26 protein-coding genes are annotated in these 19,459 nt (G+C 63.9%); 10 read left to right on the forward strand and 16 right to left on the reverse strand.

Annotated features, from left to right (window positions below):
* Positions 1 to 325: 325 nt before the first annotated feature.
* A complete protein-coding gene (locus ACGLHR_RS33185) occupies positions 326 to 1,828 on the forward strand; it encodes a tripartite tricarboxylate transporter permease (protein ID WP_400099119.1) in 1,503 nt (500 codons plus the stop codon).
* A gap of 346 nt (positions 1,829 to 2,174) precedes the next feature.
* Here ACGLHR_RS33185 and ACGLHR_RS33190 read toward each other — a convergent pair whose 3' ends face one another.
* Together ACGLHR_RS33190 and ACGLHR_RS33195 are read right to left on the reverse strand one after the other, a co-directional pair.
* Positions 2,175 to 2,396: a hypothetical protein gene (locus tag ACGLHR_RS33190; protein ID WP_043344159.1), complete on the reverse strand. Its 222-nt coding sequence runs from the start codon at positions 2,394 to 2,396 to the stop codon at positions 2,175 to 2,177.
* A 216-nt stretch (positions 2,397 to 2,612) separates the two neighbouring features.
* Positions 2,613 to 2,750 (reverse strand): hypothetical protein, encoded by a 138-nt coding sequence (locus ACGLHR_RS33195; protein ID WP_267605681.1) that lies wholly within the window; start codon positions 2,748 to 2,750, stop codon positions 2,613 to 2,615.
* A gap of 224 nt (positions 2,751 to 2,974) precedes the next feature.
* On the opposite strand from ACGLHR_RS33195, the gene ACGLHR_RS33200 reads away from it, so the two are divergent.
* Positions 2,975 to 3,244 (forward strand): GTP cyclohydrolase, encoded by a 270-nt coding sequence (locus tag ACGLHR_RS33200; protein ID WP_318230672.1) that lies wholly within the window; start codon positions 2,975 to 2,977, stop codon positions 3,242 to 3,244.
* A gap of 110 nt (positions 3,245 to 3,354) precedes the next feature.
* Positions 3,355 to 3,597, forward strand: coding sequence for a hypothetical protein (locus ACGLHR_RS33205; protein ID WP_318230671.1), 243 nt, complete (start codon positions 3,355 to 3,357; stop codon positions 3,595 to 3,597).
* A 27-nt stretch (positions 3,598 to 3,624) separates the two neighbouring features.
* On the opposite strand, the gene ACGLHR_RS33210 is transcribed toward ACGLHR_RS33205, so the two are convergent.
* Complete coding sequence (locus ACGLHR_RS33210) at positions 3,625 to 3,825, reverse strand: hypothetical protein (protein WP_267605678.1); 201 nt, start codon at positions 3,823 to 3,825, stop codon at positions 3,625 to 3,627.
* A 644-nt stretch (positions 3,826 to 4,469) separates the two neighbouring features.
* Here ACGLHR_RS33210 and ACGLHR_RS33215 point away from each other — a divergent pair.
* From ACGLHR_RS33215 to ACGLHR_RS33225, 3 genes are all read left to right on the forward strand, one after another.
* Positions 4,470 to 4,664 (forward strand): isochorismatase, encoded by a 195-nt coding sequence (locus ACGLHR_RS33215; protein WP_400099141.1) that lies wholly within the window; start codon positions 4,470 to 4,472, stop codon positions 4,662 to 4,664.
* Positions 4,665 to 4,738: 74 nt separating this feature from the next.
* Positions 4,739 to 4,960 carry a translation initiation factor IF-1 gene (gene infA / locus ACGLHR_RS33220; protein WP_006157957.1) on the forward strand — a complete coding sequence of 74 codons (222 nt, stop codon included), beginning with the start codon at positions 4,739 to 4,741 and terminating at the stop codon, positions 4,958 to 4,960.
* Between the two features lie 79 nt (positions 4,961 to 5,039).
* Positions 5,040 to 5,294, forward strand: a complete 255-nt coding sequence (locus ACGLHR_RS33225; protein ID WP_400099121.1) for a translation initiation factor 1 — start codon at positions 5,040 to 5,042, stop codon at positions 5,292 to 5,294.
* 65 nt (positions 5,295 to 5,359) lie between these two features.
* Here the strand turns inward: ACGLHR_RS33225 and ACGLHR_RS33230 are convergent, their stop codons facing one another.
* The 6 genes from ACGLHR_RS33230 to ACGLHR_RS33255 form a co-directional block, all read right to left on the reverse strand.
* On the reverse strand, positions 5,360 to 5,734 hold the full coding sequence (locus tag ACGLHR_RS33230; protein WP_267605676.1) for a hypothetical protein: 375 nt from the start codon (positions 5,732 to 5,734) through the stop codon (positions 5,360 to 5,362).
* Positions 5,735 to 5,946: 212 nt separating this feature from the next.
* On the reverse strand, positions 5,947 to 6,231 hold the full coding sequence (locus ACGLHR_RS33235) for a hypothetical protein (protein WP_267605675.1): 285 nt from the start codon (positions 6,229 to 6,231) through the stop codon (positions 5,947 to 5,949).
* 94 nt (positions 6,232 to 6,325) lie between these two features.
* Complete coding sequence (locus ACGLHR_RS33240) at positions 6,326 to 6,649, reverse strand: hypothetical protein (RefSeq protein WP_267605674.1); 324 nt, start codon at positions 6,647 to 6,649, stop codon at positions 6,326 to 6,328.
* A 192-nt stretch (positions 6,650 to 6,841) separates the two neighbouring features.
* The gene (locus ACGLHR_RS33245; RefSeq protein ID WP_267605673.1) at positions 6,842 to 7,126 is read right to left on the reverse strand and encodes a hypothetical protein; all 285 of its coding nucleotides are present in this window, start codon (positions 7,124 to 7,126) and stop codon (positions 6,842 to 6,844) included.
* Positions 7,127 to 7,187: 61 nt separating this feature from the next.
* Positions 7,188 to 8,141, reverse strand: a complete 954-nt coding sequence (locus ACGLHR_RS33250; protein ID WP_400099124.1) for a serine protease — start codon at positions 8,139 to 8,141, stop codon at positions 7,188 to 7,190.
* Positions 8,142 to 8,237: 96 nt separating this feature from the next.
* Positions 8,238 to 8,441 carry a cold-shock protein gene (locus ACGLHR_RS33255; protein WP_006157950.1) on the reverse strand — a complete coding sequence of 68 codons (204 nt, stop codon included), beginning with the start codon at positions 8,439 to 8,441 and terminating at the stop codon, positions 8,238 to 8,240.
* A gap of 333 nt (positions 8,442 to 8,774) precedes the next feature.
* On the opposite strand from ACGLHR_RS33255, the gene ACGLHR_RS33260 reads away from it, so the two are divergent.
* Both ACGLHR_RS33260 and ACGLHR_RS33265 read left to right on the forward strand, forming a co-directional pair.
* A complete protein-coding gene (locus ACGLHR_RS33260) occupies positions 8,775 to 9,014 on the forward strand; it encodes a hypothetical protein (RefSeq protein ID WP_267605672.1) in 240 nt (79 codons plus the stop codon).
* Between the two features lie 189 nt (positions 9,015 to 9,203).
* A complete protein-coding gene (locus ACGLHR_RS33265; RefSeq protein ID WP_400099126.1) occupies positions 9,204 to 10,082 on the forward strand; it encodes a lipid A biosynthesis lauroyl acyltransferase in 879 nt (292 codons plus the stop codon).
* 38 nt (positions 10,083 to 10,120) lie between these two features.
* Here the strand turns inward: ACGLHR_RS33265 and ACGLHR_RS33270 are convergent, their stop codons facing one another.
* Entirely contained in the window at positions 10,121 to 10,315 is a 195-nt protein-coding gene (locus ACGLHR_RS33270) for a hypothetical protein (RefSeq protein ID WP_043419220.1), read from the reverse strand.
* A gap of 91 nt (positions 10,316 to 10,406) precedes the next feature.
* Entirely contained in the window at positions 10,407 to 10,706 is a 300-nt protein-coding gene (locus tag ACGLHR_RS33275; RefSeq protein ID WP_400099128.1) for a hypothetical protein, read from the reverse strand.
* A gap of 325 nt (positions 10,707 to 11,031) precedes the next feature.
* Between ACGLHR_RS33275 and ligD the strand changes: the two genes are divergently transcribed.
* Positions 11,032 to 13,623, forward strand: a complete 2,592-nt coding sequence (gene ligD / locus ACGLHR_RS33280) for a DNA ligase D (RefSeq protein ID WP_400099130.1) — start codon at positions 11,032 to 11,034, stop codon at positions 13,621 to 13,623.
* 147 nt (positions 13,624 to 13,770) lie between these two features.
* Here ligD and ACGLHR_RS33285 read toward each other — a convergent pair whose 3' ends face one another.
* The 3 genes from ACGLHR_RS33285 to ACGLHR_RS33295 form a co-directional block, all read right to left on the reverse strand.
* The gene (locus ACGLHR_RS33285) at positions 13,771 to 14,805 is read right to left on the reverse strand and encodes an alpha/beta fold hydrolase (protein ID WP_400099132.1); all 1,035 of its coding nucleotides are present in this window, start codon (positions 14,803 to 14,805) and stop codon (positions 13,771 to 13,773) included.
* A 331-nt stretch (positions 14,806 to 15,136) separates the two neighbouring features.
* Complete coding sequence (locus ACGLHR_RS33290; protein ID WP_400099134.1) at positions 15,137 to 16,120, reverse strand: glutathione S-transferase family protein; 984 nt, start codon at positions 16,118 to 16,120, stop codon at positions 15,137 to 15,139.
* Between the two features lie 36 nt (positions 16,121 to 16,156).
* Positions 16,157 to 17,128 (reverse strand): alpha/beta fold hydrolase, encoded by a 972-nt coding sequence (locus tag ACGLHR_RS33295; protein ID WP_400099136.1) that lies wholly within the window; start codon positions 17,126 to 17,128, stop codon positions 16,157 to 16,159.
* Between the two features lie 166 nt (positions 17,129 to 17,294).
* On the opposite strand from ACGLHR_RS33295, the gene ACGLHR_RS33300 reads away from it, so the two are divergent.
* Positions 17,295 to 18,212 carry a LysR family transcriptional regulator gene (locus tag ACGLHR_RS33300; RefSeq protein WP_318230662.1) on the forward strand — a complete coding sequence of 306 codons (918 nt, stop codon included), beginning with the start codon at positions 17,295 to 17,297 and terminating at the stop codon, positions 18,210 to 18,212.
* A gap of 302 nt (positions 18,213 to 18,514) precedes the next feature.
* Here ACGLHR_RS33300 and sodB read toward each other — a convergent pair whose 3' ends face one another.
* A complete protein-coding gene (sodB, locus tag ACGLHR_RS33305) occupies positions 18,515 to 19,096 on the reverse strand; it encodes a superoxide dismutase [Fe] (protein ID WP_183031929.1) in 582 nt (193 codons plus the stop codon).
* A 153-nt stretch (positions 19,097 to 19,249) separates the two neighbouring features.
* Positions 19,250 to 19,459, reverse strand: a 210-nt coding sequence (locus ACGLHR_RS33310) for an exodeoxyribonuclease VII large subunit (protein WP_400099139.1), incomplete at its 5' end; no start/stop codon positions are given.

Below are 19,459 nucleotides of genomic sequence, written 5' to 3' on the forward strand. Positions count from 1 at the left end.
TTTCGCCGGGGCGTTGGCTTTTCAGGCGCGAGGAATCTCCGGCGTCACTCAAACGTATCGGGACATACCCGCAGCTGCCGTCGCTGAAAGGCGGATGAAAGCACCCGCGCCTACTGTGCTGGGTAAGCCATTGGGGTGCGCCTAAGCGCGCGCGCCTGCTGTCGATGACGATCTGTGGCGGAAACCAGCGTGGCATCGCGCCGCGCCAGCTTCCTCCGATTCGCGCGCAATTCCGTAAAAAATACCGCGCGTAGCCTGGTCCGCCGTACCTGCCTTCCGGCAGTTGCGCGGCCCGGGTTTCACTGCAGGCGAGGGAGACAGCCTCATGGAACTATTCGAACACCTGGCCCTTGGGTTCTCCACGGCGCTGACACTGCAGAACGTTGGATACTGCTTTCTCGGCTGCGTGCTGGGAACGCTGATCGGCGTGCTGCCCGGCATCGGGCCGCTGGCGACCATCGCCATGCTGCTGCCGGTGACCTACACGCTGCCGCCGGTGGCCGCGCTGATCATGCTGGCCGGCATTTACTACGGCGCCCAGTACGGTGGCTCCACCACCGCCATCCTGGTCAACCTGCCGGGTGAATCGTCGTCGGTGGTGACCACCATCGATGGCTACCAGATGGCGCGGCGAGGGCGAGCGGGGGTGGCGCTGGCCACCGCCGGCCTGGGCTCCTTCTTTGCCGGCTGCGTGGCAACCCTGATCCTGGCCGCGTTTGCCACGCCGCTGTCGGAACTGGCATTCAAGTTTGGGCCCGCCGAATATTTCTCGCTGATGTGCCTGGGCCTGATCGGCGCCGTGGTGCTGGCTTCGGGCTCGCTGCCCAAGGCGGTTGCCATGATCGTGCTGGGCCTGCTGCTGGGCCTGGTCGGCACCGACGTGAACTCGGGCGCCGCGCGCTTCTCCTTCGATGTGCCGGAACTGACCGACGGCGTCGACTTCGTCGCACTGGCCATGGGCATGTTCGGCTTTGCCGAGATCATCGCCAACCTCGAGCAAAAGGAAAACCGCGAGACCTTCACCGATCACGTTACCAACCTGTGGCCCTCCAAGGCTGACTTCAAGCGCATGGCGCCAGCGGTGCTGCGCGGTACCGCGCTCGGCTCCATCCTCGGTATCCTGCCCGGCGGCGGTGCGGCGCTCGCGTCCTTCGCGGCCTACTCGCTGGAGAAGAAGACCTCCAAGTACTCGCATGAATTCGGCAAGGGCGCCATCGAGGGCGTGGCAGGCCCGGAATCGGCCAACAACGCCGCGGCGCAGACCTCCTTCATCCCGCTGCTGACGCTGGGCATTCCGCCCAATGCCGTGATGGCGCTGATGGTGGGCGCGATGACCATCCACAACATCCAGCCGGGCCCGCAGGTCATGACCAGCAACCCCGCGCTGTTCTGGGGCCTGATCGCCTCGATGTGGATCGGCAACCTGATGCTGATCATCCTGAACCTGCCGCTGATCGGGATCTGGGTCAAGCTGCTGCAGGTGCCCTACCGCTTCCTGTACCCGGCCATCCTGGTGTTCTGCTGCATCGGCGTGTTCTCGGTCAACAACCAGACCTTCGACGTCTTTACCGCGGCTGGCTTCGGTGTGATCGGCTACCTGTTCATCAAGCTCAAGTGCGAGCCGGCGCCGCTGCTGCTGGGCTTTGTGCTGGGGCCAATGATGGAAGAGAACTTCCGCCGCGCGCTCTTGCTGTCGCGGGGGACGTTCACCGTATTCCTGACCCGTCCGCTGTCGCTCGGCCTGCTGATTGCTGCGGCGCTGCTGGTCTGCATCGTTGCCCTGCCGTCGATCAAAGCCAAGCGCGAGGAAGCGTTCCAGGAGGAATGACACTGGCATGGCAACGCCGCCGCAGGCGAGCGCCTCATCGGTAACAGCGTTAGGGAATGGGCAGGCATCAGCCTACACTGGGAGAGTGCCGGTCCGGCACGGACGGACATCGATGGGGGTATTGAATGCATTACAGTCCCAGGCAGCCTGGTCAGCAAAAAGCGCCGACCACACCCTGGAAGACACACTTCCAGCAACCCGGCGAGAAACGCCATACCTCCCAGCCCGGCCAGTTCGACCCGCGAGCCGAGCAGCCCGCCGACAAGAAATAGCGTGAAAAAGAGCGTGACAAAGCCCGTGCCGCAATGGCCACGGGTTTTTTACATCATGGCGGGTGGTTTGCTTGCTAGGCCACGCTGCGCGCCTCCGCGCGGTCGTGGCCGGCCCAGGTCAGGCGCCACCCGGAGGTTGCGGTCTTGGCGACCAGGCCCGAATCCTGAAGCAGAAGTAAATGGTGGCTGAGCTTGGATGCATCGGCATTGCCCAGCGCCTTGGCGAGCTGGAGATCCGTCATCATCGCCTGGCTGTCGGCGCGCAGTGCCGTCAGCACGCGGTCCGCGAAGGACATGTCACGCCTCATCTTGCACTCCCGGTGTCTCGAACGCCCCGGCGGCAGCTTGTCACTGCCACCGCATCGGGTGAACGTCAAGGGCTGAACGGGCGCGCGCCGGTAGCGGCGGCACCCCGGGCTTCTTGCTGCAAAGCAAGATGGCACGGTCCAGCCTGACGTTCCGTCTCAGTTGCGCTTCAGTTGCGCATCAGTTGCGCTTTATTCGTGTCTTGATTACTTCTTCTTGCCTGCAGTGCCATCATTGCCGACGCGCGACTGGACCGCACCAAACGGTGCTGCAGGCGCAACCGGCTTCTTGGGTTGCTTGGGCTTCTTGGTTTCGCGATTGCCGCGTAATTGACCTTTGGCCATGGTGTGTCTCCACAAGTGGGTTACTGCATTGCGTGCCAGGCGGCAGATCCAGCATACCCGCTTACTCCCGCGTTCAGGGAAATATCGCGCGCGAGGCGCCTGCGCCTTGCCGAAGCGGAAAAACGCCATCGGCCGCCGGGTTATAGCCACCTGCCCTTGCGCCGCCAAGTAAATCGGACGCCACCAGGCAAACAGCGTATGCTCGATGAAGAAAGGAGATCAACATGTCTCAAAATCATGCGATCTACAAGGGGTTCAAGGTTTCGGCCAATGTACGCCGCTCGTTCGACGAAAGCCCCAATGCCGAACTCGCACGGGCGAGCTTTCTCGCCACCGTGACCATCACGCAGGTCAGCGGCGACAGCGGCTCGCTCAGGCTGGTGCCACCCTTGCTCGAGCATGTCGCGCACACGCCGCACGATGCCATCGACCTGGCCGTGTCCTATGCCCGGACCGTCATCGACGACATGTCCACCTTCGTCAAGCGCAAGTAGTCCCGCCCCCTCGATTCGCCCGGAATTGCAGTCCATCGCGCGGCCGCCCTGACCGGCCTGGCCGCAGCCACGCCCAGCAAGACTTCCCCACGAAAAAACAGGAGACGACCATGGACCGACAAATCAAGAACAAGGCAGAACTGCGCGCAATGATTCGCGCCGAGCAGCAGAAGTTCGCGGAATGCAGCGGCGCCTGTTTTGGCGACATTTGCTGGCATGCGCCGGACGCAGGCGGCTGCAACTGGAATCTGTCCACCATGGAAGGCGGCGACAGCGCGGCCTGCATCGAGAAGATCCGACCGTTCACGGTCTCGATGCAGGCTCAGTACAACATTCCCGACGAGGGCAAGTAAGGCGGACAGGCGCCCGGTGCCACTTGGCTAGTGCCCCAGGCGCTCGATCCGGGCCTTGGCGTTCTCCAGGGCATCCTTCATGGCCAGCTCGCGCGAGCTGAACGCGTTGCCCTGGTTTTCAAAACGGCCGTGCGTATCCAGTGTATAGACCCAGTTCCATTGGCCGAAGGTGCGCTGCGTCAGCTCGAAGTTGACGTAGTGGCCCTGATAGAAAAAACTCTCCGGCATCGATCACCTCGCTCAGTTGCGGCCTGCCCGGCATCGGGCACCGGCCTTTCGCGGGATACGACAGGTAGCGCCGCGCCACACCTGCGCCACGAGGGGCGCCTATGCGCAACGCTATGTCTATCGTACGCCCAAATCCGCGGGCGAGCGCCGATTGACGGAAAATGGTATCATTGGCAGTCTTGGCCGTTCGCCGACTTCCTTCTCGTCGGCCCAAACGTGCCGGCTGCCAGACATCATCAAAAAATATCAACGGCGGCCTGTCGGGCGTACACCCGATTCGTTCAGGGCGACAACCGCCCATCACCCTCCCGACCCGGCGGCATGTCCGCTCCGCAACCTGTGCGCATGTACCTGGCGCATCAGCCTGCGCAAGCACGGTCCACTCATCACCAGCTACCTTTCTCGCGCAAACGCGCGGGACCTGACGTTGCTGGGCAACTCAAACACGGCGACCGATCGCCAGAAGAGAGCACGCGGCGCACCACGAGATGCGCTCAACGTTGCCTCAGATCGTCCGCCCGCATAAGGGCAACACCTTGAATCAAAGCATCATTCGCACCAATAGCACCAATAGCACCGCTCGCACCAATAGCACCGCTCGCACCAATAGCACCGCTCGCACCACTCGCGTCAATCCGTACACCGTGTCGGTGTACCCAATACAACAAGAGCCAGGCGTGTGGTTTGCGACCTACCTGATCGCCGAATACAAGAACGGCTCCGAATGCATCGTCGCCAACGTCTCGATGCGCCATGCCACGCATGGCACCGAAGCCCTGGCTAAACAGGCCGCCCGACGCGCGGCCGAGAGCGTCGCTGCCGATATGCGCCTGCAATAAGCCGGCCACACGAAAAGCAACCCGCATGCGTCTCAACCTACTGTGCAGCAGGTCTTGCTGCAAAAGGATCATCCTTGGCTAAAGAAGAACTAGTGGAATTTGGTGGACAAGTATCGGAAGTACTGCCGGACAACCGTTTTCGCGTCATCCTGGAAAATGGTTTCCAGGTGTGGGCCTATTCGTCAGGCCGCCTGAAGAAGAACCGCATTCGTATCCTGGCCGGCGATCGCGTCACGCTGGAAATGTCGCCCTACGACCTGACCAAGGGCCGGATCAACTACCGCCACAAGTATTGATACTGGCTGGGCGATACGCTGCCGCGCCGTCAAGCTGTTGACCCGCGGCCCCTCCCACCCTCTAACGAAAGGAAGAATCATGTCGATCAGCGAAGAATGGGAAGAGATGCACCTGACGCCAGGCGGCTGGGTAGGCGGAAGCTATCGCCACGTGCCGGGACCGGAAGTCACGGTGGAGCGCCCCGCGGATGAAGTGCTTACCGTGCGCAGGCATGTAACCGCAACCTATTGCGGCCCGTCGCGCGCCACGGAAGACAGGACGCCGCAAACCGAAGACATGGCATTGATCGAATCGCTGCTGGCCCGCTTCGGCAGCCCGGCATTCGGCGTCTAGTCCGGACCAGCACTACCCTCCCGGGCGCTCTGCGCGCCCGTGCCAGCGCCAGGAAAAGCGCTGGCTCAGCCAGGAAACCGCATGCGCGGCATGCTGGCGCCAACGCGAGAGCCAACCGGGCGCAACTCGCCCTCGAAAGGCTGCGCCCCCAGGTCCAGCACGTAGTCCCCTTCGCCGGCCTTGTCATAGAGATTGTCACGAATCGCCTGCCCGATCGCGAGCCGGCACAACGCCTCGAAGCTGTCGACCATTTCGCCCGTCAAGGCCGCCTCCTTGGCCTGAACCCCGAATGAACGCCTGCCGTCACCGACGAAACTGGTGAAGCGCACGCCCGTCGGATGGCTGGAGTCGAGAAAGCTGACGGCTACGTGGTAGGCGATGCCCTTGCCTTGCCCCGGTAGCGTGCAGAGGAAGTTGGATGGTGTGGCAACCTTGTTCATGACGTATGCGCTCGCGGGCCGGCGCAACTGCGCACGGCAGGTTTTGACAGGTAGACCGGCAGGGCGGGCATTGCACGGCGCGGTCCCGTTTCCTCTTGCTTCCCGTTGCCTGGCAACTGCCAGGCCGGCCCTACGATACCAGCCGGCACCGCAAGCATAACGGCAAGCGCGGGCAACGCCACGCTCCTGCGCCAGATTCTGCCGGCGCAGCGTTACAGCGTAGCCACAGATTCCCCGGGAATCAGCCCGTTAATGATATCTTCACCGAACTTCACCGCCCCCCGGCGCGCCGTGCCGATATTCTCCCACGGTGTGCTTTCCAGGCGGAACACGCGAGTGCGCTCGCTGCCGGGCCGATGGCCCTCACGGCAGATCACCACGGATGCATTGAAGCTGCGATCCGGCTTGGTCCTCGGCCAGGATTGCGCGGGCTGGATCTTGTACACCAGCGGATAAAGGTCGAATCCCTTGTAGCTGGCGGAAGGCGTTGTGTTCATGTAGTGCTCCAGGCGGCTGGTGCCGCAGCTAGCCTTGTGCCGGTTCGCTTGCAATGGCCAATGCCGAGGCCCAATGCGCCAGCACGCGGGCAAGCTAGGGAGCCATCAGGCGATCGACGACGATCACGATCGCGTTCCCTGGATTGTCCTGCTTGCAATGGACGCCAAGGCGTGCGCGCAGATACCGGTCAAGGCTGCGTTGTAGTTGATATAAGGCGCTTTGGTCCGCGTTGCTTAACTGCTCCGCGACGTCCTGCGCCATCTCGATTTCAAGCGTCCTGGCTGACCAGGTAAGGCTCCTGGCATCAGGGATCTGCCAGTTCGCAGTCACCACGCGTTGCCCTGTCGGCCAGATCCTGACATCCTGCCCGGTAATCTCGTCAAGGACCGGCTTCACGAAGGCAACGAGATCTAGCATGACGCCGCACCGGCGAACGACCGGCGCGCCGTCGGTCCGATGGACGAGCAGGACATCCCGGGGATCTCGTCAACTGGCGACGATGTAGCGGTGGCTGGCAGCTTGGCCAAGCCATGGACAGGCGAGGACATGACAGGCGCGCCTGCGTCATCCTCGTGCAACGACGGACATTGCCGCATATCGCTTCAGGCGTCAGAGCGATACGACAGATTGCCCGGGAATCGCGCCGTTGATAATGTCCTCGGCATAACGAACGACACCACGGCGCGCAGCGCCGACATTGTCCCACGGCACGGTATCGAGGCGGAACGTACGGGCCTGCTCGCCCTCGGGCTCGCCACCTTCGCGGCAGATCACAACGGCGGCATCGAAGGTCCGGTCCGGCCTGCGTTCCGGCCAGTTGCGCACTACCGCATGCTTGTAGACGAGAGGGTATAAGTCGAACCCTTTGTAGCTGGCAATCGGATTGACGTCCATGATGCACTCCACAGTTCCACTGAGTCCCACTCTACTCCTATTGGGAGCAGCCCCATGACCTTTATTTTGGCCGAGCGGGCGGGACTGGCGCGGGAGGAGCCGTAGCCGCAGCAGCAGCAGCAACAGCTGAAGGCGTGGCCGCAGCATTGCCAACGGCGGCGGTGGCAGCAGCGGCACTGGTGGCACTGGCACTGGCACTGGCACTGGCACTGGTACTGGCGGTGGCAGTGGCACTGGCACTGGTAGCGCCAGGCGCGGTCCGCGCGGGCTTTGCCGCCGCGGGATCGGTCAGGGTCAGCAGCATGTCCGCATACCAGGCCGAGTTCAGCCCAAGCACTTCGTCCTCTGCCAGGTCGCGCGAGCCGACGTCGAAGCGGGCGGAGTGAATGCCGAGCAGCATCCACGGCAGGTCCAGCTTGTCGCCCCGGCCATCGCGCATGCGCGAGACCACGAGCGCACCGCTGGTGCCGCGATGGGTCCTGGCATCGGTCAGGAAAAACCCCTGGCCCTGGAAACGCAATCCGTAGGAGGAAGCGATCACGGCCTGGCGCGCAACCGGCAAATGATGGAGCGCGTCATGAAAACCCAGCGGAAATCCAACGATCAACAGGGAGTCGCCCACCTCGACGCGGTCGGAAGGCTGCGCCAGATGCTCCGGCGTGAATGCCCGATAGAGCAGTGTGGGCGGCAACGCCTTGCGCTCGAGTTCCACCACAGCGACATCGACCGGGCCACCACCGTCCTCGCCTTCACGCCAGACCGCAAGCCCGTCACGGTATAGCGGAATCGAAAAGCCGATCGAGTCGGCCATGTTTTCCGGCTGGCTGTGCAGTTCGATCTCGATACGGTCCGGGTGGTGCTTGCTTGGCTCGTCGAACACCACATGGCGACTGGTCACCACGAAGAGGCGGCCGTCGCGCTCGAAAAAAAATCCGCTCGCATTGGTCAGCGGCTGCTGGCCCTCGAACGACGAGACCCGGACGGCGGCAAGAAGGATGGATTCGACCATAGGCATGATGTTTTGGCGCTTGCACACCTCGATGATTCCCGGTCGGTAAAAAAAAAGCCCCGCTAAGCGGGGCTTTCTTCTAGGCGATTCGAATCGGCTCGATTAGATCGGCTCGATCTTGGTCGCTGCGGGGCCCTTTTGGCCAACGCCTGCGACGTAACGCACTTTCTGGCCTTCTTGCAGCGACTTGAAACCGCCGCCTTGAATTTCCGAGAAATGCGCGAACAGGTCGTTGCCGCCTGCGTCAGGGGTGATGAAGCCGAAGCCCTTGGAGTCGTTGAACCACTTGACGGTACCGGTTTCCATGCTGGATATCCTTTAAACCTTAAAAGTTCTGGATGAGCCTGATGCTCACCAGGCATGACGATCAAGGAAGGAACATGGAGCAAACGAATCGCCGCTTGGAGGGGACGATCCATAACATCTGAGTAACCGCTTGAAAGATCCTGCATCAACATTTATACAGGGCTGGGACAGGCATGTCAACTTGCCGAAGAGAAAAGTGCCCCATCGGTTGCAGGCACGGCCTTTTTCCCGCCTCGGGCGCCCCCGCGTGCGTGAACAGACACAAGCCGGCGGCGGCGGTTTATAGCAGCATGAACGTGCTACAGTCACCCACCTTCCGCCGCCGGATTCCGCATGTCGCCTTGCCCAGCCTGCCTCGCCATCGACACCAACCGTGGTGGCTCGCCAGGCCATGCGTTGCTCAGGATCACCGACACGCAGCGCATCAAGGTGCCACGCCGCCCCGCGATGACGGTCAGTACCTTTGTATGCCAGGCCTGCGGCACCGGCTGGATCTACCGCGACGGGAAGAACGTCGATGCGCAGGGCTGGCAACTAGCGCCGCAGCAGGCGCCGGTCCCGGACCTTCAATGATGCAGCCACGCGCCCGCATCGACGCGGCGCCATAGCACCACACCAACAAGGCGGGCCCGACAGGCCCCGCAAGCCCACCAGCTGGCAATCACCACCACTGCCGCGTCATTCACGCGAGACAGCGCCGCACGCCCGCGCCACCTGGCAAAGGCGGCGCATCGCGCCGCGCGGCAACCTTTCAGGAACAGGATGATTCAGCGTATTGGACTATTTTTCACCGTCAGCCTGCTGCGTTTGCTCGCCGCCTTACCCTATAGCGTGTGCGCCCGTGTCGGCATGGGCCTGGGCGCCCTGCTCTATCGCATTCCAAGCCGGCGCCGCAGCGTCGTGCAGACCAACCTGCGGCTTTGCTTTCCCGACAAGAGCGAAGCGCATCGCCACGCCCTTGGCCAAGCGCATTTCAGCCACGTAGTCCGAAGCTACCTGGAACGCGGCGTGCAATGGTATGGCGACGCCGGCAAGCTGAATGACCTGGTTGAACTGGACTCTGCCATCGAACTGGGCAATGCCGAGGCCGGCCCGACCATCTTCCTGGGATTCCATTTCGTGGCGATCGAGGCCGGCTGCATGTTCTACTCGATCAAGCATCCGGTGGCCTCGCTCTACACGAAGATGTCGAACCCGTTGCTGGAACAGCTCGCCAAGCAGCAGCGCGGCAGGTTCGGCACGGAGATGATCCCGCGCAATGGCAGCGTGCGCCGGGCCTTGCGCGCGCTCAAGTCGGGCATGCCGCTGATGCTCGCGGCGGACATGGATTTTGGCTTGCGCGATTCGGTATTCGTGCCGTTTTTCAACGTCCCCGCTTGCACGCTCACTTCGGTGTCGCGCCTGGCCGCGCTCAGCGGCGCACGCGTCGTGCCCTTCACGACCTCTGTCCTGCCTGGCTACCGCGGCTACAAGCTGAAGATATTCGATGCGCTGACGGGCTACCCCTCCGGCGACGAGAAAGTCGACGCGCTGCGCATGAACGAGTTCCTGGAACAGCAGGTCCGCACCATGCCGGAGCAATACTACTGGGTGCATCGCCGCTTCAAGCGCCGCCCCGAGGGCGAGGCGCCTGTCTACTGAATACCTGGGGCGGCACGAGCGCGCCGCCCGCGCCCCCTTCAGTCTTCGTAACCGTCCAGGCCCACGCGATAGAGCGTGGCCCCCACCTTCTCCAGCAGCGCACGCGCTGCGTCGGAAAACGGCTCGCTGGCAAGCAGCGCGGCCAGGCCCGCCACGGCATCGTCCACCGATAGCTCCACCGTGTCGTCGTTGGCGATGCGCTCGAAGGTGCTGATCACTACTGTCGGATCCATCCAGATTCCCCTGCAAAAGTCGAACTCTGCCGCCCGGGCCTGATGCCCAGGCTGGCAAGCTGCGCGCATGGTAGCACCATGGCGCGGCCTGTCAGCGCTTTGGGGGCAAGGCGCGCAACCGGCGATTCACTTCCAGCAGCGTGTCGCAATCGTCGCTTCGGTCGCCGGTGCGCTCGCGGATATAGGCGGTGATGGCCTGCAGCGGCCGCTTGCGTTCTTTGCATGTCGCCAGCGAAGGGTGAGCACAAGGCACTCCCACCTCCTTGACCAGGCTATCGCGCACGATGGCGAGCAGATCCCCGCACCGCGCCACATCGACCGCAGATGCAGCCTCCGCCTCCTCGGCAAAGGCATGATCTGCCGGCAAGCCAAACGTGACGGCTGCGAACACGACAAGATGAAGGCAAAAACGTCTCCCGGGCGCGAGCCTTTGGTCCACGGCGGAACTAGCGAGAACAGTGGCGATAGCACTGCATTTTTTACAAAACGCGGCCCGCATGGGTCGGAGAAAGTGCAAGATGGAGTGTTCTTGTTCGGTAACGACAGGCAGGGATCTGGCGGCGGCAACCGCCAGCGCGTGAGTGACACCGGCAAAGCGGCCTTGCCCTGTCCCTCATGCAGGATTCATTCCCTTAGCCGCCACCCTGCCGGTTCGCCGGGCACGATTTCTGCCACCCATTGCGCACAGCGCGGCCATTCGCGCCAAGGTGCCCAAGATGCCGGATCCGCTGGAAAAGTACCATCAGAAGCGCGACTTTGCCGTCACCGCGGAGCCCCAGGGCGCACGGGGCGGGCGTGCAGGCAAACTGTCGTTCGTCGTGCAAAAGCACGCCGCCCGGCGCCTGCACTATGACTTCCGCCTGGAACTCGACGGCACCCTGAAAAGCTGGGCGGTGCCCAAGGGCCCAAGCCTGGACCCGTCCGACAAACGCATGGCCATCGAGGTAGAGGATCACCCGCTCGACTACGGATCCTTCGAGGGCGTGATTCCACCAGGGCAGTACGGCGCCGGTACGGTCATCGTGTGGGACCGGGGCACCTGGGCACCACTCGGCGACCCGCATGCCGGCTATCGGGACGGCAAGCTCAAGTTCGTCCTGGACGGCGAAAAGCTCCACGGGCAATGGACGCTGGTGCGCATGCATGGCAGGCAGGACCAGGATGCGAACAAGCCAGCGTGGCTGCTGATCAAGGAGCGCGATGACGAGGCGCGCGCCGCCTCGTCGTTCGACATCGTCGAAGCGTTGCCCGACAGTGTGCTTTCCGGCAAGCGCAAACCGGACGCAAAGCCGGCCGCCAAGGCAACGCGGAAATCCGCGCGCAAAGCTGGCGTCGAAGCACCCGACAGCATGCCTCCCGCCGCCAAGGCCGCCGACCTGCCGCTGATGCTGGCGCCGCAACTGGCAACCCTGGCCGACAAGGCGCCGGCGGACGATGGCGGATGGCTGTACGAGGTCAAGTTCGACGGCTACCGCCTGCTCGCGCGCATCGACGGCGAGGAGGTCCGCCTGTTTACGCGCAGCGGCCACGACTGGACGGCCAGGCTGCGCGGGCTGGCCAAGGCTGTCGGCGCACTTGGCCTGCGCACCGGCTGGCTCGATGGCGAGATCGTGATGACCGACGAACAAGGCAGGACAGATTTCCAGGCATTGCAGAATGCATTTGAAAGCGCGAAGGTGGATGCGGTCCGGTACTTCCTGTTCGACCTGCCGTACTGCAACGGCTTCGACCTGCGCAAGGTGCCACTGTCGGCGCGCCGGGACATACTGCGGCGCGTGCTGACGGACAAGCCATCCGATTCCCTGCACTTTAGCGAGAGCTTCGAAGGCAGCGGCTCCGAGCTCCTGCCGGCCGCATGCAAGCTCGGGCTTGAAGGCGTCATCGGCAAGCGCGCCGATGCGCCCTACGTGTCCACGCGCGCGCACTCCTGGATCAAGCTGAAATGCACGCAGCGCCAGGAATTCGTGGTGGTTGGCTACACCGATCCGGCGGGATCCCGCCAGGGCATCGGCGCGTTGCTGCTCGGCGTGCATGATGAGAGCGGGCAGCTGCGCTATGCCGGCAAGGTCGGGACAGGATTCGACACCGACACGCTATCGATCCTGCAGCGCAAGCTCGATGCCCTGCGGCAAGAGGCCTCGCCGCTGCAGGCAGGCGTCGAGGGCAAGCCGGCGGGCCAGACGCAATCGCACTGGGTGAAGCCCAAGCTCGTGGCCGAGGTTTCGTTCGGCGGCTGGACGCAGGAAGGACGCGTGCGCCATGCGGTATTCCACGGCCTGCGCACGGACAAGGCGCCCACGGCGATCTCGGTGGAGCGCGCGGTTCAGCTAGAGCCGCAGGGCAAGGCTGCAGCGGGCGCCGCCACGACGGCCAAAGCCGTCAAGGACACCAAAGCCAAAGAAGCAAAATCGAAACCAAGGACAACCGCCGCATCGGGCGTACGCATCAGCCATGCCGAACGCGTCATCGATGACTCGACCGGACTGACCAAGGGCGACCTGGTTGCATACTACGAGGCCATCGCCGCGCTGCTGCTGCCGCATTTGCGCGGACGGCCCGTGGCGCTGGTACGCGGGCCCAGCGGCATCGGCGGCGAGCTGTTCTTCCAGAAACACGCAGACGCCCTGCGCATGCCCGGCATCAATACGCTCGATCCGGCGCTCTGGCCTGAGCATCCCCTTTTGCTCGAGATCGCCACGCAAGCGGGCATCGTCGCGGCGGCCCAGTTCAACGTAGTCGAGTTCCATACCTGGAATGCCAACAAGCGCAGGCTTGCCAAACCGGACCGGGTGGTGTTCGACCTCGACCCCGGCGAAGGCGTGCCATGGGATCACGTGCGCGAAGGCGCCGCGATGATGAAGGCCGTGCTCGACGAACTGGACCTGCGCAGCTTCCTGAAAACCAGCGGCGGCAAGGGCTTGCATGTGGTGGTGCCGATCTCGCCGCGTCACGACTGGGAGGTCGTCAAGGCATTCGCCAAACAGCTGGTGACGCATATGGCCAAGACCGTTCCCACACGCTTCGTGGCCAAGAGCGGGCCGCGCAACCGCGTCGGCAAGACGTATATCGACTATCTGCGCAATGGCTTCGGCGCCACCACGGTGGCCGCGTTCTCTGCGCGGGCGCGGCCCGGGCTGGGGGTTTCCGTACCGTTGGCGTGGGCGGAACTGGACGCCATCACATCCGGCGCCCAGTGGACCGTCACCAGCCTCCACGAACGGATCGGCAAGCAGACGGCGGATCCCTGGGCGGACTACGCCACCACCCGGCAAACGCTCACGGAGCCGATCAAGGTGTTGATGCCCTGAGCGCCACGTTAGCCACGTTAGCCACGTTAGCCACGTCAAACAGGGGAGGCAACCTGTCCCGCTTCCTCAGGCAAGGCCCGATCGCGTTTGGCCTGGTGAATGGCGATACTGCTTGTGACGCCCGCCAGCGCCCGCACGGTGCGCGCGTCACCGGCTCGCGGGCAATGCGGCCAGCCCGTCCAGCAGCGCCTTGTGGAACGCCTTTGGATCCTGCATCTGCGGCGCGTGGCCCAGCTCCGCAAACTCCACCAGCCTGGCGTTGGGCAGCGCCTTCAAGGTACGCTGCGCCAGCACCGGATAGTTGCCGACCTTCGCGCGGGTCTCCGGCGGTGCCGCGTCCTTGGCGATGGCCGTAGTGTCCTTGTCGCCGATCAGCAGCAAGGTCGGCGTCTTGAGCGCGCCCAACTCATACACGACCGGCTGCGTGAAGATCATGTCGTAGATCAGCGCGGAGTTCCAGGCCACCTGCTGCTTGCCCGGGCCGCGGTTCATGCCCGCCAGCATCTGCACCCAGGGCTCGTACTCGGGGCGCCACGTGCCGACATAGTAGGTGGCCTGTTCGTAGCTGCGGATCTTGTCGGCGTTGGTGGCGAGCTCACGGGCATACCATTGATCGACCGACAAGGACGGCACGCCCAACGCCTTCCAGTCCTCCAGGCCGATCGGGTTGACGAGCGCGAGCTGCGCGGTTTGCTGCGGGTACATCAACGCATAGCGCATCGCCAGCATGCCGCCCGTCGAATGCCCGATCACCGTTGCCTCATTGACGCCGATCGATGCCAGCAACGCGTGCGTGTTGCGCGCCAGTTGCTGGAAGCTGTACTGGTAGCGCACCGGCTTGCTGGATTTGCAAAAGCCGATCTGGTCCGGCGCAATGACGCGATACCCGGCCGTGCTGAGCACCTTGATCGTGTCCGCCCAGGTCGCCGCGCAGAAGTTCTTTCCATGCAGCAAGACCGCAGTGCGGCCGTTGGCGCGCTCCGGCTTGATATCCATGTAAGCCATGTGCATGGCTTCGCCCTGCGAGGTGAACGCGAACTGCTGGACCGGCGCCGAATAGTCGAAGCCTTGCAGCTCGGGGCCATACGCGGGGCCATCGTCAGCGGCAGCCAGCGCGACGGGCGCTGTGGCAACCGTTGCCACTGTGAGCAAGGCAAGCAGGAATTGGCGATGAAACTTCATGACAGTGGTCTCGGCTAGCAAAGAAAAAAAGGGTTCATCAGACTTTCGTGTGGGTCCTCCATCCGAGCGACAGCGACACGATGCAATGCGCTGGTTTGCTCCCCTCTCCCATGAAATGGGAGAGGGGCCGGGGGAGAGGGTGGGCGCTAGCTCAAGGTGAAGCGCCTCGCTCTTGCGGATGCCCGCCCTCTCCCCCAGCCCCTCTCCCGCTGCGCGGGAGAGGGGAGCTACACCTGCGCGAGATTGCACGCGATCGCTCTTGATACGCCTGCGCCGGACTTCGCCCGGCGACCCACACAGAAGTCTGAAGAACCAAAAAAAGAAGACGGCCTCATGCCGCCAGCCGCACGCGCTCGGGCGGCGCGGCAAAGTCTAGCACCGGCCCCGCCGGCACCACGCCGCTCGGATTGATCGAGCGGTGGCTTTCATAGTAGTGCCGCTTGATGTGGTCGATATTGACCGTCGCCGCGATCCCCGGCAACTGGTAGATGTCGCGCGTAAAACCCGACAGGTTCGGATAATCGGCGATGCGCCGCAGGTTGCACTTGAAGTGCCCCACATAGACCGCGTCAAAGCGCACCAGCGTCGTGAACAGGCGGATATCAGCCTCGGTGAGCTGGTCGCCCAGCAGGAAGCGGCGCGTGGCGAGCCGCGCCTCCAGCCAGTCGAGCGTATCGAACAACGGCGTCAGCGCCTCTTCATACGCGCCCTGCGTGGTGGCAAAGCCCGCTTTGTAGACACCGTTGTTGAGCGTGTCGTACACCCGCGCGTTGACCTCGTCGATTTCCGCGCGCAGCGCGGCCGGATAGTAGTCGCCCGCCTTGGCGCCAATCCCATCGAAGGCGGTATTGAACATGCGGATGATCTCCGACGACTCGTTGCTGACGATGGTTCCCCGCTGCTTGTCCCACAGCACGGGCACGGTGACGCGCCCGGTGTAGTCGGGATCGGCTGCGGTGTAGACCTGGTGCAGGAGCCGCGCGCCGTTGACCGTGTCCGGCACCACGCCCGGGCCTTCGGCGAAAGTCCAGCCTTCGCCAAGCATCAGCCAGTGCACCGTGGAGACGCTGATCATCCCCTCCAGCCCCTTGAGCGTGCGCATGATCAGCGTGCGGTGCGCCCAGGGGCACGCCAGGCTCACGTATAGGTGATAGCGCCCGGCCTCAGCCTTGAAGCCACCGGCGCTGCTCGGGCCGGCGGCACCATCGGGCGTCACCCAGTTGCGAAAGGCGGCGTCCTTGCGAACGAAGCGGCCGCCGGTGGATGCCGTGTCGTACCAGCGGTCTTGCCATTTGCCGTTGACGAGCAGTCCCATGTCGATACTCCTTTTGATGCGGTGAGGTACGCGTTTTTAGTCGGCGCCAACAGGTTGCGACGGCGCGTTGATGAAATGCACGATAGCCGGAATGGTCTGCCCCGGCGCTTCTTCCATCAGCCAGTGCCCCGAGCCCTTGACGATCACGCCTTGCACATTGGTGGCGACGAGGCGCGCCTGGTCGATCAGGAAATTGCCGGAGGCCTTCTCGCCCGCCAGCACCAGCATGGGCATCGGCAGCGGGTGCTTTGCCAGTGCCGCGAAGTCTTCGGCATCCTGCGGGAACGCACGGAAGAACTCGAATCCCGCACGCATCCGGCCCGGCCTGGCGTAGTTGGCTGCATAAAGCTGGCGGGCGGCTTGCGACACCGAATGCCTGGGGTCGGCGGCGAAGTCGTTCCAGAAGTGCTCAAAGTAGGTACGCTCGCGGCCCCGCACCAGCTTTTCGGGCGTGTCGCCGTAGAAGTTGAAGTGCCACTTGTCGCGCAGCAGCCAGACCTTTTGCCAGTCGCCCACGCCGGGCAGGAACGCGTCCATCAGCGTGACGCTTTCCACTTCGTCCGGGTATTGCGCGGCGTAGGCGTAGGCCACCATCAGGCCGATATCGTGGCCGACGATATTGATCTTGCGGTAGCCGAGTGCCTGGACCAGGGCGTGAATGTCCTGCGCCATGGTCTTCTTGTCGTAGCCCGACTGCGTAATCGCCGACCCGCCCGCGCCGCGCAGGTCCGGCGCGATGACGACGCGCTGGTCGCCAAGCCGCGCCATCAGCGGCAGCCACATATGGCTGGATTCCGCGTAGCCGTGCAACAGCACGACCGGCGTGCCGCTGCCGCGCCCGGACTGCAGATAGTGCAGGTCGATGCCGTTGGCGTTGATCGTGTGCTGCTGGACTGCTGCGGCGCCGACAGGTTCTGCGGCATGGGCGAGCGGCGCGAGCGCGCCGACCAAGCCAAACATGAGCAATGCGGCGCCGGCGTACCGTGCCATTCGGTGGATGAGGGCCATGACTTTTCTCCGGTGGCTGTGCCATGGCAGGACGAACGCTCCTGGCCGACGGCGCGGGCAAATAAAGGGGTTTCGGGAATCGGGTGAAGCACTGTGACGAATATTGCGCCGGCACACGTGTTTTGCCGTACGATTTTCCCGATGAACTCGTTCGACGGAGTTGAACATGTTGTCGGAAGACGAACTGGCCTTGCTGGAAGCCATCCGTGACAGTGGCAGCCTCTCGCGTGCGGCGGCGCGGCTTGGCAAGGCGCCATCGACGGTCTCCCACGCCGCCCGGCAACTGGAAGGCCGCTTTGACGCCCTGCTGTTCGACCGCCGCCGCTACCGCCTGCAACTCACACCTGCAGGCCATCTGCTGGCCGACGAGGCCGCGCGGCTGATGCAGGACGTAGCGCGCATGACCCAGCGCGTGCGGCAGGTTGCGAGCGGCTGGGAAGACCGCCTGTGGATCGTCACAGACGAAGTACTGGAGTTCGAATTGCTGATGCCGGTGATCCGCAGCTTCGACGCGCTCAAATCCGGCGTGGCGCTGCGCCTGACCCACGAAGTCCTCAGCGGCACCTGGGAAGCGCTGCGCGACGGCCGCGCCGATGTGATCGTCGGCGCGACCAACGAGCCGCCCGCCATTCCCGGCCTGCGCTGGTTCGAGCTCGGCGTGGTGGAATGGGTCTTTGCCGTGGCGCCGCGCCACCCGCTTGCCGGCGTGGCCGAGCCGCTCACGCGCCAGCGCATCTCATCGCACCGGGGCGTGGCGGTGGCCGATTCGTCGCGCGGGACCGCCGGGCGGGCCTACGGGCTGGTCGGCGGCCAAGCGTCGCTGGCAGTGCCGTCCATGCGGGCCAAGATCCTGGCGCAGCGCGAGGGGCTGGGCGTGGGCTGGCTGCCCCGGCACCGTGTGGCCTCGCTGCTCAAGCGGGGAGAACTGGTGGAGAAGCGCACGGCCGATCCGCGCGAGCCAAATACGCTGTATGTGGCGTGGCGCGGCGACCATGAGGGCCGCGCGCTGGAATGGTGGCTGGACCAGTTTCGCCAGCCGCGGCTGGCAAAGCGCCTGGTGCAGGGCATGGATCTGTTTGCGTGAGCCCGTGGCATGGCATGGCGGGTGCTGGAGCGGCCATCTCTCCGCGTCGGCAGGAGCGCCGTCAGAGGGCCGCGGGCCATTTCATACTGGTGCTCATGTGCGCAATGCCGATCAGCGCTTGCATGCAGGCTGCTATCGTCTGGCTACGCAAGAGCCCGTGCAGCATCGCCCTTGATTGACTCCCCTGGACTTGCCCCCCTCGTTTCAACTTCTATTCCACAAAACACCAACCGTCAGGCAAAAAAAACCCCTTAACAAGTAAGGGGCTCTTTTCAACTTCTGGTGCAGAAGCAACCGCTAGATCAACCAGCGAAGTTCTTGCTGGCGAAGTCCCAGTTCACGACGTTCCAGAATGCCTCGACATACTTCGGGCGGGCATTGCGGTAGTCGATGTAGTAAGCGTGTTCCCACACGTCGCAGGTCAGCAGCGGCTTGGCGTCGGTGGTCAGCGGGGTGGCGGCGTTGGAGGTCGAGACCAGGTCCAGCGAGCCGTCGGCCTTTTTCACCAGCCAGGCCCAGCCCGAACCGAAGGTGCCGACCGCGGTCTTGGTGAATTCTTCCTTGAACTTGTCGAAGGAGCCGAACTTGGCGTTGATGGCGTCAGCCAGCGCGCCGGTCGGTTGGCCGCCGCCGTTGGGCTTGAGCGAGTCCCAGTAGAAGGTGTGGTTCCACACCTGGGCGGCGTTGTTGAAGATGCCGCCGGAGGACTTCTTGACGATGTCTTCGAGCGTCGAGTTTTCGAACTCGGTGCCCTTGATCAGGTTGTTCAGGTTGGTGACGTAGGTCTGGTGATGCTTGTCGTGGTGGAACTCCAGGGTCTCCTTGGAGATGTGCGGAGCGAGCGCATCATGAGCGTAGGGCAGCGGGGGGAGAGTATGTTCCATTGTTCTGTCTCTTTCTGTGGGGTTGAAGATCAGGAATTGTCGATTGTAGGGGACTTGCCATACCCACGCAAACGCGGCAAACAAAGCCCCTTCGATCATATTAGTTTGATCGATATGCAAGCGCTGTCGGCGGACCGCCGACGCGCGCCGGGCTTAGAGTTCCGCCAGGCGCGGCTGCACGCTGGCGATGCTGGCATCGGCCACGCCTTCGGCCAGGTGGACTTCGATCACGGCGCCCGCGCGCAGCTCCGACGGCGAGCGCAAGGCGCGTCCGCGCTGGTCCAGCAGCACGGCGTAGCCGCGCTCCAGGGTGCGCTGCGGCGCCAGCAGCTCGAGCGAGCCGGCGGCGCGCTGCCAGCGCTG

Source organism: Cupriavidus sp. CuC1 (assembly GCF_044627735.1).
Lineage (GTDB): Bacteria > Pseudomonadota > Gammaproteobacteria > Burkholderiales > Burkholderiaceae > Cupriavidus > Cupriavidus ulmosensis.